17 protein-coding genes and 1 pseudogene are annotated in these 14,285 nt (G+C 63.4%); 9 read left to right on the top strand and 9 right to left on the bottom strand.

From position 1 onward, the window contains the following. Nucleotides 1-399: 399 nt before the first annotated feature. The 9 genes and pseudogenes from ACFTWF_RS36145 to ACFTWF_RS36105 all read right to left on the bottom strand — a co-directional run bounded on the left by ACFTWF_RS36145 (nt 400) and on the right by ACFTWF_RS36105 (nt 7,404). Nucleotides 400-624, bottom strand: a complete 225-nt coding sequence (locus ACFTWF_RS36145; RefSeq protein ID WP_378465879.1) for a hypothetical protein — start codon at nt 622-624, stop codon at nt 400-402. A gap of 87 nt (nt 625-711) precedes the next feature. Beyond that, nucleotides 712-1,836, bottom strand: coding sequence for a transaldolase (tal, locus tag ACFTWF_RS36140; RefSeq protein ID WP_378465878.1), 1,125 nt, complete (start codon nt 1,834-1,836; stop codon nt 712-714). 6 nt (nt 1,837-1,842) lie between these two features. Continuing rightward, a pseudogene (locus ACFTWF_RS36135) lies at nt 1,843-2,106 on the bottom strand (transketolase); the annotation flags it as partial. Nucleotides 2,107-2,147: 41 nt separating this feature from the next. After that, nucleotides 2,148-2,888, bottom strand: a complete 741-nt coding sequence (locus ACFTWF_RS36130) for an SDR family NAD(P)-dependent oxidoreductase (protein ID WP_378465877.1) — start codon at nt 2,886-2,888, stop codon at nt 2,148-2,150. Nucleotides 2,889-2,914: 26 nt separating this feature from the next. Continuing rightward, nucleotides 2,915-3,895: a Gfo/Idh/MocA family protein gene (locus ACFTWF_RS36125; RefSeq protein WP_378465876.1), complete on the bottom strand. Its 981-nt coding sequence runs from the start codon at nt 3,893-3,895 to the stop codon at nt 2,915-2,917. Beyond that, nucleotides 3,892-4,806 (bottom strand): sugar phosphate isomerase/epimerase family protein, encoded by a 915-nt coding sequence (locus tag ACFTWF_RS36120; protein ID WP_378465875.1) that lies wholly within the window; start codon nt 4,804-4,806, stop codon nt 3,892-3,894. The genes ACFTWF_RS36125 and ACFTWF_RS36120 overlap by 4 nt, the downstream gene beginning before the upstream one ends. Next, complete coding sequence (locus tag ACFTWF_RS36115; RefSeq protein WP_378465874.1) at nt 4,803-5,375, bottom strand: VOC family protein; 573 nt, start codon at nt 5,373-5,375, stop codon at nt 4,803-4,805. Before ACFTWF_RS36115 ends, ACFTWF_RS36120 begins: the two co-directional genes overlap by 4 nt. Further along, nucleotides 5,372-6,367 (bottom strand): LacI family DNA-binding transcriptional regulator, encoded by a 996-nt coding sequence (locus ACFTWF_RS36110; protein ID WP_378465873.1) that lies wholly within the window; start codon nt 6,365-6,367, stop codon nt 5,372-5,374. Before ACFTWF_RS36110 ends, ACFTWF_RS36115 begins: the two co-directional genes overlap by 4 nt. Beyond that, complete coding sequence (locus ACFTWF_RS36105; protein WP_378465872.1) at nt 6,364-7,404, bottom strand: Gfo/Idh/MocA family protein; 1,041 nt, start codon at nt 7,402-7,404, stop codon at nt 6,364-6,366. Before ACFTWF_RS36105 ends, ACFTWF_RS36110 begins: the two co-directional genes overlap by 4 nt. Before the next feature lie 184 nt (nt 7,405-7,588). Between ACFTWF_RS36105 and ACFTWF_RS36100 the strand changes: the two genes are divergently transcribed. From ACFTWF_RS36100 to ACFTWF_RS36060, 9 genes are all read left to right on the top strand, one after another. Next, the gene (locus ACFTWF_RS36100) at nt 7,589-8,215 is read left to right on the top strand and encodes a bifunctional 4-hydroxy-2-oxoglutarate aldolase/2-dehydro-3-deoxy-phosphogluconate aldolase (RefSeq protein ID WP_378465871.1); all 627 of its coding nucleotides are present in this window, start codon (nt 7,589-7,591) and stop codon (nt 8,213-8,215) included. After that, entirely contained in the window at nt 8,212-8,916 is a 705-nt protein-coding gene (locus ACFTWF_RS36095) for an AAA family ATPase (RefSeq protein ID WP_378465870.1), read from the top strand. Before ACFTWF_RS36100 ends, ACFTWF_RS36095 begins: the two co-directional genes overlap by 4 nt. 51 nt (nt 8,917-8,967) lie before the next feature. Further along, nucleotides 8,968-9,765, top strand: a complete 798-nt coding sequence (locus ACFTWF_RS36090) for an IclR family transcriptional regulator (RefSeq protein ID WP_378465869.1) — start codon at nt 8,968-8,970, stop codon at nt 9,763-9,765. 100 nt (nt 9,766-9,865) lie between these two features. After that, nucleotides 9,866-11,275 carry an MFS transporter gene (locus ACFTWF_RS36085; RefSeq protein WP_378465868.1) on the top strand — a complete coding sequence of 470 codons (1,410 nt, stop codon included), beginning with the start codon at nt 9,866-9,868 and terminating at the stop codon, nt 11,273-11,275. A gap of 283 nt (nt 11,276-11,558) precedes the next feature. Then, nucleotides 11,559-12,347, top strand: a complete 789-nt coding sequence (locus ACFTWF_RS36080; RefSeq protein WP_378465867.1) for an SDR family NAD(P)-dependent oxidoreductase — start codon at nt 11,559-11,561, stop codon at nt 12,345-12,347. A gap of 42 nt (nt 12,348-12,389) precedes the next feature. After that, nucleotides 12,390-13,202 carry a sugar phosphate isomerase/epimerase family protein gene (locus ACFTWF_RS36075; protein WP_378465866.1) on the top strand — a complete coding sequence of 271 codons (813 nt, stop codon included), beginning with the start codon at nt 12,390-12,392 and terminating at the stop codon, nt 13,200-13,202. 146 nt (nt 13,203-13,348) lie between these two features. Then, a complete protein-coding gene (locus tag ACFTWF_RS36070) occupies nt 13,349-13,501 on the top strand; it encodes a hypothetical protein (protein ID WP_378465865.1) in 153 nt (50 codons plus the stop codon). Next, nucleotides 13,498-14,160: a hypothetical protein gene (locus ACFTWF_RS36065; RefSeq protein ID WP_378465864.1), complete on the top strand. Its 663-nt coding sequence runs from the start codon at nt 13,498-13,500 to the stop codon at nt 14,158-14,160. Before ACFTWF_RS36070 ends, ACFTWF_RS36065 begins: the two co-directional genes overlap by 4 nt. Further along, a complete protein-coding gene (locus ACFTWF_RS36060; RefSeq protein ID WP_378465863.1) occupies nt 14,115-14,279 on the top strand; it encodes a hypothetical protein in 165 nt (54 codons plus the stop codon). Before ACFTWF_RS36065 ends, ACFTWF_RS36060 begins: the two co-directional genes overlap by 46 nt. Nucleotides 14,280-14,285 lie beyond the last annotated feature (6 nt).

Here is a 14,285-nt window from a genome sequence, read left to right as displayed (position 1 = left end):
CCCCGCGGGAACACACCGAGCATCCCGATAACCCCGTCCGGTGATAATTTTGCTTTTGGGGCGGCGTCAAACGGGCCATTCCGAACAATCGGATCACGCCTGTCGACTTCTCAGACCAACGCGGAATCGCGGGACAGGCAGCTGGTGGGGCGGAGTGCCCGCTGAAGAAATGCCATCAAGTTAAGACAGATCGTGGTGGCCAATCGTGAGTGCACCGTGGGTTGCTCATGCATCATCACGTCGGCGAACGCTTTCGCGAGTTCTGCATCGATCACGCCTCCGGTGCGGGCGATGAACGTGGTGTGGCCACTGGCTGCTCGTGCTGGTTACTGCCCGAGAAGTCCTGGGGTGCTCTTCCGGGTCATTTCATCGGCGTCGAGGCGGTGAGTCGGTTGCTGATCAGGCTCGCCAGTCCGTGGGGCTCAAGCAGAAGTCGTAGGCATCCGGGTGGGTGAGTGCGGGAACGACGTCGGTTTCGCCGTCCTGGTAAACCACTAGCCAGCAGTCGCGTCCGTCTGAGGGCACGGTCATCAGAATCTGCGCCCAGTGACCCGTGCGGTAGCCGTGCTGTCCGCGACGGCGGATGAAGTTTCCGATGTGGTCTCGGGCGATGGTGGCGGTCATGGGGATGCCTCCCGGCTGGTGGTGATGTGGCGTGGGTGGGGGAGCATCCGTCGGCGACGCCGCGGGGCAGTCGCCGACGGGGCAGTTTCAGTGGGCCGATCCGGCGGTGCGGAGTTGCTCGGCGGTGGCGTCGAGGAGTTCGGTCCAGGACACCTCGAACTTGTCGACGCCCTCGTCCTCGAGGACCTTGAACACGTCGGGCAGGTCGATGCCGACGGCGCTGAGCTTGTCGAACACCTCCTGCGACTCGACCGCGGTGCCGGACACGGTGTCGCCGGCGACCTCACCGTGATCGGCGAACGCGTCGAGGGTCTTCTCGGGCATCGTGTTCACGGTGTTCGGCGCGACCAGTTCGGTGACGTACAGGGTGTCGGGGTAGTCGGGGTTCTTGACTCCGGTCGACGCCCAGAGCGCGCGCTGCGGGCGCGCCCCGTCCGGTAGCAGACCCTGGAACCGCGGCTGCACCTCGAAGATCTGCTGGTAGGCGGCGTACGCGAGGCGGGCGTTGGCGAGGGCGGCCTTGCCGCGCAGCGCGAGAGCGTCGGGGGTGCCGATCTTGTCGAGCCGCTTGTCGATCTCGGTGTCGACGCGGGAGACGAAGAACGAGGCCACCGAGTGGATGCGGGACAGGTCGTGCCCGGCGGCCTTCGCGGCTTCGAGGCCGTCGAGGTAGGCGCCCATGACGAGTTCGTAGCGTTCCACGGAGAAGATCAGCGTGACGTTGACGCTGATGCCCTCGCCGAGCACCTTGGCGATGGCCGGGATGCCGGCCTCGGTGGCCGGGATCTTGATGAACAGGTTGGGGCGGTCGACGATCTTCCACAGTTCGGCGGCCTGCGCGACGGTCTTGTCGGCGTCGTGCGCGAGGCGCGGGTCGACCTCGATGGACACCCGGCCGTCGACGCCGTGGCTCGCCTCGAACTGCGGGGCGAGGACGTCGCAGGCGGCGCGGACGTCGTCGGTGGTCACGGTGCGGATGGTGGCCGGGGCGTCGGCGCCGCGCTCGGCGAGTTCGCGGACCTGTGCGTCGTAGACGTGGCCCTTGCTGAGTGCGGCCTGGAAGATCGACGGGTTGGTGGTGACACCGACGACGGACTTGGTCGCGATGAGTTCGGCGAGGTTGCCGGACTCGATGCGGTCCCGGGAGAGGTCGTCGAGCCAGACCGAGACGCCGGCTTCGGAGAGCTTCTGCAGGTTGGGGTTCTGAGTCATGGCGTTCTATCCCTTCACGCGTGCGAGCGAGCGCCGTGCGGCGGCGGTGACGGCTTCGGCGGTGAAACCGAACTCGCGGAACAGGGTCTTGTAGTCGGCGGACGCGCCGAAGTGCTCGATGGAGACGATTTCGCCGGCGTCGCCGACGAAGCGGTACCAGGGCATCGAGACGCCGGCCTCCACGGCGACCCGCGCCCTGACCGTCGGAGGCAGCACACCGTCGCGGTAGGCCTGGCCCTGGGCGTCGAACCCGTCCAGGCACGACATCGACTACTCCTGCTCATTGGGCGGGGTGCGGACTGCACGGCCCGTCAGGTTCCCATACCGAGGTGCGCGCCGCCCGCGACGTCAATGGACAGCCCGGTCAGGTAGCGATTCTCCACAGCCGTCAGAAAGGCAACAGTTCGCGCTACCTCGTCCGGCTCTGCGAATCGTTGCATCGGCAACTGACGTGCACGGGCATCACGGGCAGCCCGAGCCGAGCCGGATTGCTCGGCGAATTTCGACCACATTTCGGTGTTCACCGGTCCTGGACTGACAGCGTTGACCGAGATGCCGTTCGGGCCGAGGATCTTGGCGAAGGACCACATGACGTGCAGGACAGCGATCTTGCTGGCGTTGTAAGGCAGATAGTCCACTCGCGCTTCCTTCGCCGCGACGGAGGAGAACAGCACCAGCGTTCCAGCGGTTCCGGCTGCGAGCATCGCGTTTGCGACTTCCCGCGCGATGGTGAAGGTACCGGACGCGTTGATCTGCATGATGCGCTCGAACTCGGCGGTGCTCGTCGAGAGGGGATCGACTGTTTCGCCGAGTACCCCGGCGGTGTGGACCAGCGCATCCAGCCGGCCGTGACGATCGATCACCGTACGCACTGCATCTCTGGTGCGGGCTTCATCGGTGATATCGAGATCGATGAACGAGGCCAGGTCCTGACCTTCTCGCCCGACTCGGTCGGCACCGATGACCACATCGCCACGTGCGGTAAGAGCATCGACGACAGCAGCGCCGATACCTCCACTCGAACCGGTTACCAGTACTACTTGCTCGGCCACCGTGTTCTCCTTCTCTGATCGGGTGCTCACTGGACCGCCTTGCTCGTCCATGTACGTCCCGCCTGTTCTTCGGTGGGAAGCCCGGCACCGGCGAGAATGCGGTCGAGTAATTGCTGCGTCCGGACCGCCTCCCGTCCGGAGGTGAGCGGCTCTCGTCGGTCCCGAACACAATCCAGGAAATGATGGACGGCAGCGGCGAAGCCGAAAGTGTCCGTCGCTGTGGCCCACCCGAATTTTTCGGGGCTCATCGTTCGGACGGTGCGCACACCGTTGTCGGTGACCATGACGGAGTCCGGGGCGATCACCTCGGCGGATTTCATCTGTCCATGGGCGTCGAGCTTTTCTCCCCACGCGCCGGCGGTGCGGGCGGCGACGAGGACGCCGGTGTTCCCGGTGGAGAAGCGGATGAGCGCAGCGCTGCCGTCTTCTTCCCACTTGTCCGCTCCCGCCGATGTCGCGGTCACCTCGACCACGTCACCTCCGCAGAACCACCGTAGTAGATCGACCATGTGAATCGCGTTTTCGAAGGTCGCGCGATACTCGGATCCGGCCCGGTTCTTCTGGGCGAGGCAGAATGTTGCACCGGTGTCGCCGAATACCTCGCGCGCGGCCACGTAGGTGGGAGCGAACCTGCGGTTGAACCCGACCATCAGAACTCGGTTGTGTTCCTGCGCGAGGTCGGCGAGCCGGATCGCGTCCGAGGTCGCAGTGGCCAGTGGCTTCTCGCAGAAGACGTCGACACCGGCCTCGAGTGCTAGTTCGACAGCCTCGACGTGTTCGCTCCGGGGGGTGAGGACGAAGATCGCGTCGAGGTCTTCGCGGCTCACCATGTCCTCCACGGTGCGGTGTACACGGGTGAACCCCCACCGGCGTTGCAGCGCGCTGGGGTCCTCACGCCTCGATACGAGCGCGCGCAGTTCCACGTCGTCGCGCTGGACCAGTGTCGGAAGCTGCGCAATGGAGGCAATGTTGCCGGCGCCGACCACGCCGACTCTCAGTGGCGTCACAAGGCGGCCCCGGTGGTCCGGTCCTGAACACCGCTCTGCGCGAGCAATGCGCGCAGGTGCTCGGCTCCGCGCCGGAAACCGATTTCCGGTTCGTCGAGATCCTGTGGATGCCAGCGGTATTCGTACTCGAGCGACAGGGTGTCGTCGTAGCCGCAGCGGTGCAGGTGTTCCACGATCCGTCCCCATGGAACGGTCCCATCTCCGACGACCCGGGAGCGCACCGAGCGTTCGTCGGCATGCACCCTCGCGGTCTCGGACGAGACGAACGGAGCATCCGGATCGACGAACACCAGATCTTTCACGTGGACGTGTCCGATCAGATCACCCTGGATCGCGAACGCCTGGTCGAGGTCCTCGTCGTGGGAGAACGTCAGGTTGGCCTGGTCGTAGAGGACGCGGACGGCAGGGGAATCCACTTGCCGTACCAATGCCGCGGTGTCGCGTGCGCTCTGCGTCATGGTGCCGAAGTGGTTCTCGGCGCACAGCACAACCCCCGCGTCGGCTGCCGGTACTGCGAGGTCACGCAACGAACGCACCAGTTGCGCCCAATGGTGTGCGTGCCCCTCGGCGCCGGGCTGCCACGAACCCGCGTAGATACGTATCCGTGTCGCGCCGAGGACGTGCGCTGTGTCGATCGCCGAGCGAAGCTCGTCCACGGCTGCGCGGCGGGTCTTGTCGTCGAGGGCATTGATGGCGGTGGTGTACGGGGTCAATCCGATGATCGGGATACCCTCGCCGTCCGCGGCTTTCGCCGCTTCCGCGGCCGCGGTTCCGTCACCGATGCCGAGCCCGCTGGTGTAGCCGTCCTGGTAGATCACTTCTGCGGCGTCGAGGCCCGCGCGGGCGAACAGCTTCAGGGCCTCCGGTACCGAGTGGTGCGGTGTGCCGAGGGTGTGGCCGGCGATCCTCATGTGGGTTCCTCCGAAATGATGGGGGCTGCGGTGTTTCGCCAGTCGTGTGGTCCGACCAGGCGAGGGGGGTCGACGACGCGTGACCGGTCGACGAATTCGAGTACCAGTCCCCACGTGGTCTGTGCGTAGATCCAGCGGTTTCCTGCGACGGGGCTGTCACCGTCGACCTCTTTCCGTGACCCGAGTATCGATAGGTCCGAGTGCCGCTTCAGTGCGTCGACGACGTCGTCGACGTCGTCGACCACGAAGCACAGGTGATGGCCCCCCGCGTCGCTCATCCGCGGAAACCTCGGGGTGCGGTCGGTGCTCCACCACTGAAACAGTTCGATGTTGAGATTCGGTGGCAACCGGAGCATCCGGAGTTCCAGATGTGCGTCCTCGGGCACTCCGAAGTGTTCGGGCATGAAGGATGCGTCCGGTCCCCGGGTGGCTCGGTAGAGTTCCTCGGCGCCGAAGAGGTCGATGAACAGCGCGGCGGCGTCGTCCAGGTCGGGCACCGTGAACGCGACGTGATCGACCCATTTCAGGCCGGGCACCGGGCCGCGGCCGGGTGTGCTGGATTCAGTCATCGAGAGGGCTCCTGTGTGGAAGATCGGACGAGCAGCGTTGGCCGGAGCACGACATGCGCGCTCTGCGCGCCGGAGATGAGTTTGTCTCCGAGTTCGATAGCGATCCGGCCCATCTCGGCTATGGGTTGACGCACGCTGGTCAGGCGGGGGTTGAATCGGGCGCCGAAGTCGAGGCCGTCGAATCCGATGATCGACACATCCTGCGGCACGGCGACGCCGCGAGATCCCAGTTCGGAGATCAACGCGAAAGCGATGAGATCGTTGGAGGCAATGATGGCGGTGGGCCGCGGGTCGTGCTGCAACCATCGCTCGACGATGCCCCCGCTCACCTCGCGCCCCGGTTCCGGCTCAAGAATGATGGGGGAGAGGCCGTGAGCCCGGGCAGTCCGCTGGTAGGCGTCCCACCGGTCCTGCGCGGTGTAGGTGCCCACGATTCCCGGTGCATACGCGACGGCGCGGTGCCCGAGGGTCATCAGATGCTCGAGCGCCAATGCGATACCTTCCCCGCTGTCGACGGTGACCGTGGGGATGGCGGGGTCGTCTTCGACGCGGTCGAGCACGACGATGCGGTTCGCGACGCCGTATCGCGCGAGTGCACCGAGGTCGACTTTCGTCGACGGTGCAATGACCCCGAAGGGTGAGTACATGGCATGCATCGCAGCGAGGTATCCCGCGGTTTGCTCACTGTCTCCGTTGGTGATGCACAAAATGACGTGGTAGCCGCGGGTTTCGGCGGCTGCGGCGGTGGTCCGCGCCAGTTCGGAAAAGAACGGGTTGGTGATGTCGGGAACGATGAGCGGCACGAGACTGCTCGATTTGTTGCGTAACGCGCGGGCGACCGGGCTCATCGAGTACCCGAGATCGGCTGCAATACGCAGCACGTGCTCACGCGTTTCGGCGCGGACCGCTTCCGGTTTCGAGAACGCCCTCGAGACCGTGGAGCGGTGAACGCCTGCGGCGTCTGCGACGTCGTCGATGCTGGGGTTATTCATCGTTGCTCCGAGGTTGTGGCGTCCTGTGACCAGATGATGGCCATCGACCGCACGAATTCGTCGAGGGTGGGCATACCGTGGAATTTCGTTTCGAGCGAGTCGGCAACGTTGTCCACGAAGTGTTCGTACAGCGGATCGCTGTCCACCTCGATTGTCGCCTCGATGGTGTTTCCTGTTGCGTCGGTGAATCGAGCCGAGCCGTTGGTGTCGATCGAGGCGAAGCCGTTCGTTCCCGCCGCCGAGAAGCTGCAGTAGCGCTTGAGCGGGGAATCGGGAAATGCGTACCCCACCTCGACGATCGATTCACGACCGTCATGGGACAGAACCACGGTTGCGTGGTCGTCGACGGTGTCGTGGTGCAAGGTCCGCGACAACTGCACCGAGACGTCGACGTCGTGTCCGATGTGCCGAAGTGCGAGGTCCACGAAATGCGGTCCCAGATTCGTGAGGCATCCGCCTCCCGACAACTGCGGGTCGAGCATCCAGGGATTCCCGTTCTCCCGGTATCGACCGGGCGGGCCCGCGATGAACGAGAGTCGTTCGTAGACAATGTCACCCACCTGGCGCAGCCACGTCTCGACCGGTGCGTTGCGCTGCACGAGCGCCACGGTGGCGGGTACCCCGGCGCGGCGCGCAGCGTCTGCGATCGCGGTGACCTGCGTCAGGTCGACGCCGGCGGGTTTCTCGACGACGAACGCGATGCCGCGGTCGATGAGCTTGCCGCACGCCGCCGCCATCTCGTGATGCGGGCTGAAGACGTAGGCAAGGTCTATCCCGTCGCGGTCGAGCGCTGCATCGACCGAGGTAGTGGACGGCGCACCCCAGAACTGTGCCAGCTTTTCTGCCGCGTCCGCGTTGTCGTCCTGGACCGACAGAACGCGATGACGTCGGCCGATGGCACCGCGGTACAGGGGCACGTGCCAGTGGGAGGCTCCGAGGACGACAGTGCCGACTCGGCGACCGCTACCCGCCGCGGCGGAGCGGCCGGGGTGGGCAGCGGACGGAGCGCGGTCCCAGATATTCGGGTCCACCGTCATCGACTCCTTGCTGTTTGCGGGCCGATTTCGAGCAACGATGAGATCGGTTGCTGAGATCGGTTGCTGAGATCGGTTGCAGCGAGCCTGCCACAGGGTTTGCCCCGGTGTCAACGATCGGGCGGGTGGGGTTGCCACAGCCGGAAAAGATGTATTCACTAGGGCCGTGCATCAGAAACTTGACTCCTTGCAAATCATCCGAAACTCCGGAAATGTGCTCATCGTCCGGCTCGACACGGCAGACGAAGCGTTCGAGGTGGCATCGGCAGCAGTACGAGGCGGAATCCGGGCCCTGGAGATCACACTGTCCATTCCGGGTGCCCTGTCGGTGATCGAGCGGCTCACCGAGAAGTTCGCGCACGAGGACGTCATCTTCGGCGCCGGAACCGTGCTCGACGGCCACGCGGCGTGGGCCAGCATTGCGGCGGGTGCGCGGTTCCTGGTCAGTCCCAACCTGAGCCCCGAGATGATCCGTGTCGCGAATCGCTATCAGATCGCAACCATCAGCGGTGCCTACACGCCGACCGAGATCCTCGACTCGGCCGAGGCCGGAGCCGACATGGTCAAACTGTTTCCGACCGAGGCGGGCGGCGTTCCCTATGCCAAGTCCGTACTGGCACCCCTTGCCCACATCCCGTTGGTCCCCGCCGGCGGTGTCACCACGGCCAACGTGTCCGACTGGTTCGACGCCGGCGTGACCGCTGTCGGGGTCGGAAGCGCGATCACCAAGGCCGGACGCCCCGACGGGGACATGGAGCGGGTGACGGCTGCCGCTCGGGAATTTGTCGAGGCCATCGACCGTGTCCGCGCATGACCTCGCATGATGCGGGACCGCCGGTCGCCTACATCGCCCTGGGTGGGGCCGGGTCGGGGAAATCTACCGTGGCGCAACGGATCAGTTCGATCACCGGGGCGGCATACCTCGACAAGGACACCATTTCCGGGCCCTTCGTGGAGCTGGTACTGGACGCACTCGGCCACGAGGCGACCGACCGCGAATCCAATGACACCTATGTCAACCGAGTGATGCCGCTCGAATACGACACGCTCTTCGCGGTCGCCGGCCGCAATCTCGATCTGGGCCACTCGGTAGTGCTGGATGCGCCCTTCGTGGCGTACCTGTCCGATCCTGACTACCTCCAACGGGCGATCGACGCGGCCGCGTGGCCCGACACCCACATTGTTGTCGTCCACGTGACCGCGTCGGCCGACGTGGTCAAGCAGCGTCTGATCGACCGTGGTCTCGCCCGCGATCACGTCAAGCTCGGCGAATGGGAAAACTACTGGTCTCGGTTCGGATCTCTTCGCTGCCGGTGGTCGATCGGGCAGCATCATCTGTTCGTCAACGACGATGCGCAGTCCCTCCTCGGTATCGAACACCTGGTTCGCCCGACCACGGGAACGCTGCCCGGTGCGGTGACCGGATGGACAGGGCCGGCGGAAGCGGCGCGGTCCGCGCGAAACGGTGGGCAGGGCAGGGTTGACGACCCAGGTTCACTGTGGGACTGTCTGTAACAGCGTTACTTTGTAACCCAGTTCACAAGTCGAGTCCGAGGAGTGCCGCTCATGGCCATGACTGAAGACGTCTCCAATGCCCTGAAGGTGCTCGAACTGCTGTCGTCGGACCCGGAGGGCTGCGGAGTAACGAAGGTCTCGACCGAACTTGCGGTCAACAAGGCCATTGCGCACCGGCTTCTCGGTGCGATGGTCGGTGCCGGTTACGTAGCGCAGGACCGTCGAACATCCAATTACGTTGCGACACACAAACTCGGCGCCCTCGGGCTGCGGCAGCTGACGTCGTCCGGAATCGATTCGTGGGCACAGCGAACACTCGATGCGCTTGCCGCGGAGTGCGAGGAACTGGTTCGCCTCGCAGTGGCGAATGCCGACTCGCTGCAGTGGATCGCCAAGGCGCAGGGTTCCAACTCGTCGCTCCGGCTCGATCCTGTGATGGGGCAAAATGCTGTTCCCCATGCAACAGCGTCCGGAAAGGCCTGGCTGTCGACGCTCGACGACGCGTACGTCACCTCGATCGTGCACAGGCAGAATCCAGGACAACACGCATCGAGGACACCACTCGATCCCGACAAGCTCCGCGCCGAGCTCGACGAAGCGCGCCGCCGTGGTTACGCGACCACATTCGAAGAGATGGACCTCGGCATCAATGCGGTAGCGGTACCCATCTTCGGTGCCGGCACCACTGCCGCGGCGACCGGCACCCTCAGCATCGCTGGTCCTTCCGTGCGCATGACTCGATCGAGACTGATCGAGCTGACGGGGTCGTTGATCGCCGCCGCCGACGACATCGCTGCGACGTGGCCGGCGTTCGCGTATCTGTCGGCGAGCGAGAATATGTCGGCATGATTGCCGCCGGCTGAACCCGCCTCTTCAGGGCCATCCATCCCGGATCTTCCCCGATCGAAACAGGTGCCGCCGGACTTCGGCAGTCCGCTACTCGACGCGCATGAACGGCGCCCCTCCACTTCATGAGGAATTCCAAACAATGACAACTTCGGATCAGCATCACCTACCCACCGAACCAGCGACCGGTGCCACACCAGCACGCGGTCGGCCGTTCAACCTACTCGCCGGGACAGTGGGTCACTTCGTCGAATGGTACGACTGGTACGTGTACGGCCTGCTCGCGGCGGTTTTCTCGAGCCAGATCTTCCCCAGCGAATCGGCCTTCGCTTCCCTGGTCGCTGCGCTCCTCACCTATGCCATCGGCTTCGTCGTGCGGCCTCTGAGCGGAATAATCATCTCTCCGCTCGCGGACAGGTACGGCAGACGCCGAGTACTGACCTTGGCGATCAGCGGAATGGCATTGGGCGCGTTGATCATTGCGCTCACACCCCCCTTCTCGATGATCGGGTACCTAGCTCCGGTCTTGTTCGTTGTCGCGCGTGTCCTCCAAGGCATCTCGGCGGGCAGTGAGGGCCAGAGCGCGATCGCCTACTTGGTCGAGCAGGCACCTGCCAACCGCCGGGGATTGTTCGGCTCGTTCACCAACATGGCGAGCGGGTTGGCAACCCTGGCCGCAACCGGTGCCGCCGCCCTCGTGACCTCGAGCTTCAGCGGTGACGCGCTCGCAACGTGGGGCTGGCGCATTCCGTTCCTGGTGGGAGGACTCCTGGGTGTCGTCGGACTGCTCATGCGGGCACGGGCCGATGAATCACCCGAATTCGAAGCCAGCACCGTAGCGAAACAGAGGTCCGCACCCGCAGGACTGCGCCAACTGATCCGCGACCATCCCAGGGCCCTCCTGCAAACCGCGGCTCTGTCCGCCCCCGCCGTTGCCTACTACACCTGGGCGACATTCCTCCCGACCTATGCCAATCTCACCAGCGGTAGAGGTCTGTCCTCCACGCTGACAGGCAGCGTCATCGGTCTGCTCCTGCTGGTGATTGTCGTGCCGGTCTGCGGAGCACTGTCGGACAGGCTCGGGCGCCGCAAGATCTTCCCCATCGTCGGTGCACTGGGAATGATCATTCTGTTCTATCCATTGCTCTTGCTGCTGAACCAGCCCGGATTCGGTGTCTACGTGATCGTGGCCGCGTCCGGATGGGTTGTGTTGGGAGTTTGGCAGTCGGTGTACCCCACTATCCAGGCGGAGCTGTTTCCGGCGTCGGTTCGCGTGTCAGGCATCGGGTTTGCTCACCAGATCGTCATCGCCGTCTTCGGGGGTACAGCGCCGCTGATCGCCGCGACCTTCGTCAGCGCCGGCCACCCCACTTTCGTCGCGTTCTATATGATCGTGATCGTCGCTCTATGCCTGGCCGTCTACTTCACCCTCCCAGAAACCGGAAGTCGTTCAAACCGAATCACAGTCGCGCTGAACGACTCCGACATCGTCGAGGACGCACTGCCGCGCTGAACGTCTCCGGCGGCCGGGTAGATCAGCGCTGGCCCGGCCTCCGTGATGTCCGTCCCGCAAAACCCCGATTGTGGACTTGGTCGAGTCGGAACTGACTGTCCAGTCCACCGTCCGGGGAGCAGTGCGATTGATAGGGGCCATCAATCTCCAATCGTGAAGCGATCGCTGCCCAATCCGCCGATTTGATGGCCAGAAAGAAGCAGCGGGTGGGCGACATGGGTCGTTTGTGTGACCGCCTGACAGCATTTTTACCATGTGGATATCTATTACAGGAGTTTACGGAATGAGAGCTTTGGTCAGTGGTGGAAGTAGCGGTATAGGCGCGTCTACATGTTTGAGGCTCGCGGAGGCGTCTCTTGCTCGGGGCATCCAGCCGATGATTGCGGTGTGTGGACATAAAAAGAACACCACCCAAGAGCAAGTGGTTCGTTCGATTCAGTCAATGGGAGGCACTGCCATCGCACTGGCGGGTGACCTCGGTGATCCCGACGTGCCACGTCAACTGGTGGAAGCTGCGGTAGCCGAATTCGGCGGCCTGGACGGGTTGATAGCGAATGCTGGAATCGCCAGCCCTGGTGCGATATGTGACCTATCCCTCCAGGATTGGGACGATATGTTCTCCGTGAACCTCCGCGGCGCGTGGCTGCTTGCCAAAGCAAGCTACACGCATTTGAAGGATAGTCGCGGTTCGGCTTGTTTTACCTCTTCGATGTCCGGGCAGCTACCACATGCCGGATCAGGTGCTTATAGCCCCAGCAAAGCTGCTTTGACAATGTTAGCTCAGACGCTCGCGTTGGAGTGGGCACCTGACGGCATTCGTGTGAATGTGGTTTCCCCAGGTATGACTCATACCCCGATGACTGAAAAAATGTACGCCGACCCCCAAATCAAGACTGCACGAGAATGTATCATTCCGCTGTCGCGAATTGGCGACCCCATGGATATTGCGAACGTGATCGAGTTTCTTGTAGGCCCGCTGTCGGGTTATGTCACCGGGCAAGACATCTGTGTCGATGGTGGCTTCTCCAAGTCTATCCTCAGCCATATTCCCGGGCGACCAAGCTCCAACTAGTCGTATTTTTTAACAGTCACTCAGCCGAGAGGATGCTTCGTTATGATTATCAATACTTTTTCTTATCTCTGGTCGTCTACGGCAATCGATGCAATTGCTGAATTGGTCGACAACGGGTATAGGACTTTTGAGGTGCCGATCAGCTCTCCGCATTGTTGGCCGGATGAAATATCCGCAGCGGAGCGTTCGGCCATCAAAGCGCGACTCGATGAATACGGCGCGAAAATCAGATCGCTCAATGCCGGCGGGTATGACATCAATCTGGCAAGCCCCGGCGCTAATATGCGTCGCAAAAGTATTGAGCACATTAAGTCGGTGATCGACTTGGCTGTAGCTTGGAATGTCCCCGAAGTTGTGATATCCCCCGGTACGAGACGCCCTATGATTTCACCTTCACTCGAAAAAACCTATGGATGGATGTACGAGAGTCTGGGTACTTTAGTACCACTGGCCAAACAGGCCGGCACACGACTCCTTCTAGAAAATACTCCTTATTGCTTCACTCCTACCATCGCGGACCTGGCGGGCATCGTAGATACGGTCAACGATGATGCACTCAAGATCGTCTACGATGTCGCCAACGCTGCTTACATAGGGGAGGACCCCGTCGCGGGTTTGCTCTCGAACCACAAATCTATTGCACTTGTGCATATTTCCGATACGGGTTTGGAAACATGGGGTCATGACCCCATCGGCACTGGAGTGGTAGATTTCGAAGGATTAGGCGATGCCGTCGGGGCAACATACGGAGTAAGTAATGTTGTTCTCGAGGTAATACGCGAAGAGAACCCGTTGCATGAATTCAAAAAAGCGATGCACGATCTCAGAAATAAAGGCTGGAAATTAGAAAACTAATTTCAGTGTGTGACAGGCGTTTGGTCCAAGAGCATTCTGAACGTGAATGTCAGCAGCAGTCAGGACGATAATTCAATCGCAGCGTCTGAGACGCATATTAGCCTCGATTTTCGTAAGCCGAGGGTCGCAACGGGAACCTCCGTCGGGTGCTCTCACGCGCACTGCCGGTGGCGATCGACGAGAAGCCCGCCCCCGACTCACCCGAGGTGATCACGGAGGAGCACATCTTCGGGGCGGCTGGCGCTGCCGCGGTGCGTCCCCGAGCTGGCACGAAGAAGGGCCGCAGCGCGGTCGCGTGAATCCCCTCGTCGTCAAGTCCCAGCCGGTGCATGTGCGGCCGCACCACTTTGAGACGCCGCACTCCTACCTCGACCGGCTGTGCGCGGTGAACGTGATCGATCGCCGGCTGGTGAACTCGTTGATTCGTAAGCGCCGCAGCGAAACCGGGCGGCCACACCACCTGGCGCTGGTGATCCACGAACTCGGCGGACCGGACGCCACCCACTTCGCCCGCTCCTATCTCCGGGCCACCCGCACTCGGCCGGACGACGCCGAGACTCTCCTCGCCGAGACCTACCGCACGCGCATCACCGGCGTTCGTCGCGCCTGCACCCGCTGCGCCGCAGGACATTCGGTGGCCACGTTCGACCACCACCAGTTCACGATCTGCCTCAAGCACGGACGCTGGCTCGCCCCCGACCATGGTCACGGACACCAGCGGCAGGTACCTGACCCGAGCGAGTGGGTGCGGGCGGAGCGCCGATACCGGCGTGCCGTCACCACCGGCTTTCTCACTCGACACCTCGTTGACGCCACTTGGCGGATCGTCCGCGACCAGGCCACGGTCCTCGGCCGCCCTCGTGGACAAGAGTTCTCCGCACCGCGGAAGGCAGACCCGGGTTCGTGGACGGTGTGGACGACCGGCTCGCGCTCTACCCGCAGACCACCCGGGTGCTGAACCTGCTGTCCAAGCCCCGCACCTGGGGAGCCATCGACGTCCTGTTCCGCGGCCCTGAGCACCTCCGCGCACACCTGCGCCGTGAACTCGACTGGGTCACCGGTGAGCAGTGGGTCTGATCGAAG

The sequence above is a fragment of the Rhodococcus sp. NPDC056960 genome, assembly GCF_042674125.1.
GTDB lineage: Bacteria > Actinomycetota > Actinomycetes > Mycobacteriales > Mycobacteriaceae > Rhodococcus_F.
Note: the sequence above shows the minus strand (reverse complement) of the source record. Positions and strands in the feature narration are given on the sequence as shown.

Coding starts and splice junctions, on each gene's coding strand:
- ACFTWF_RS36090 (WP_378465869.1), top strand. CDS start 8,968: ATGGCCATGACTGAAGACGTCTCCAATGCCCTGAAGGTGCTCGAACTG.
- ACFTWF_RS36105 (WP_378465872.1), bottom strand. CDS start 7,404: ATGACGGTGGACCCGAATATCTGGGACCGCGCTCCGTCCGCTGCCCAC.
- ACFTWF_RS36075 (WP_378465866.1), top strand. CDS start 12,390: ATGATTATCAATACTTTTTCTTATCTCTGGTCGTCTACGGCAATCGAT.
- ACFTWF_RS36145 (WP_378465879.1), bottom strand. CDS start 624: ATGACCGCCACCATCGCCCGAGACCACATCGGAAACTTCATCCGCCGT.
- ACFTWF_RS36115 (WP_378465874.1), bottom strand. CDS start 5,375: ATGACTGAATCCAGCACACCCGGCCGCGGCCCGGTGCCCGGCCTGAAA.
- tal (WP_378465878.1), bottom strand. CDS start 1,836: ATGACTCAGAACCCCAACCTGCAGAAGCTCTCCGAAGCCGGCGTCTCG.
- ACFTWF_RS36095 (WP_378465870.1), top strand. CDS start 8,212: ATGACCTCGCATGATGCGGGACCGCCGGTCGCCTACATCGCCCTGGGT.
- ACFTWF_RS36120 (WP_378465875.1), bottom strand. CDS start 4,806: ATGAGGATCGCCGGCCACACCCTCGGCACACCGCACCACTCGGTACCG.
- ACFTWF_RS36080 (WP_378465867.1), top strand. CDS start 11,559: ATGAGAGCTTTGGTCAGTGGTGGAAGTAGCGGTATAGGCGCGTCTACA.
- ACFTWF_RS36085 (WP_378465868.1), top strand. CDS start 9,866: ATGAACGGCGCCCCTCCACTTCATGAGGAATTCCAAACAATGACAACT.
- ACFTWF_RS36110 (WP_378465873.1), bottom strand. CDS start 6,367: ATGAATAACCCCAGCATCGACGACGTCGCAGACGCCGCAGGCGTTCAC.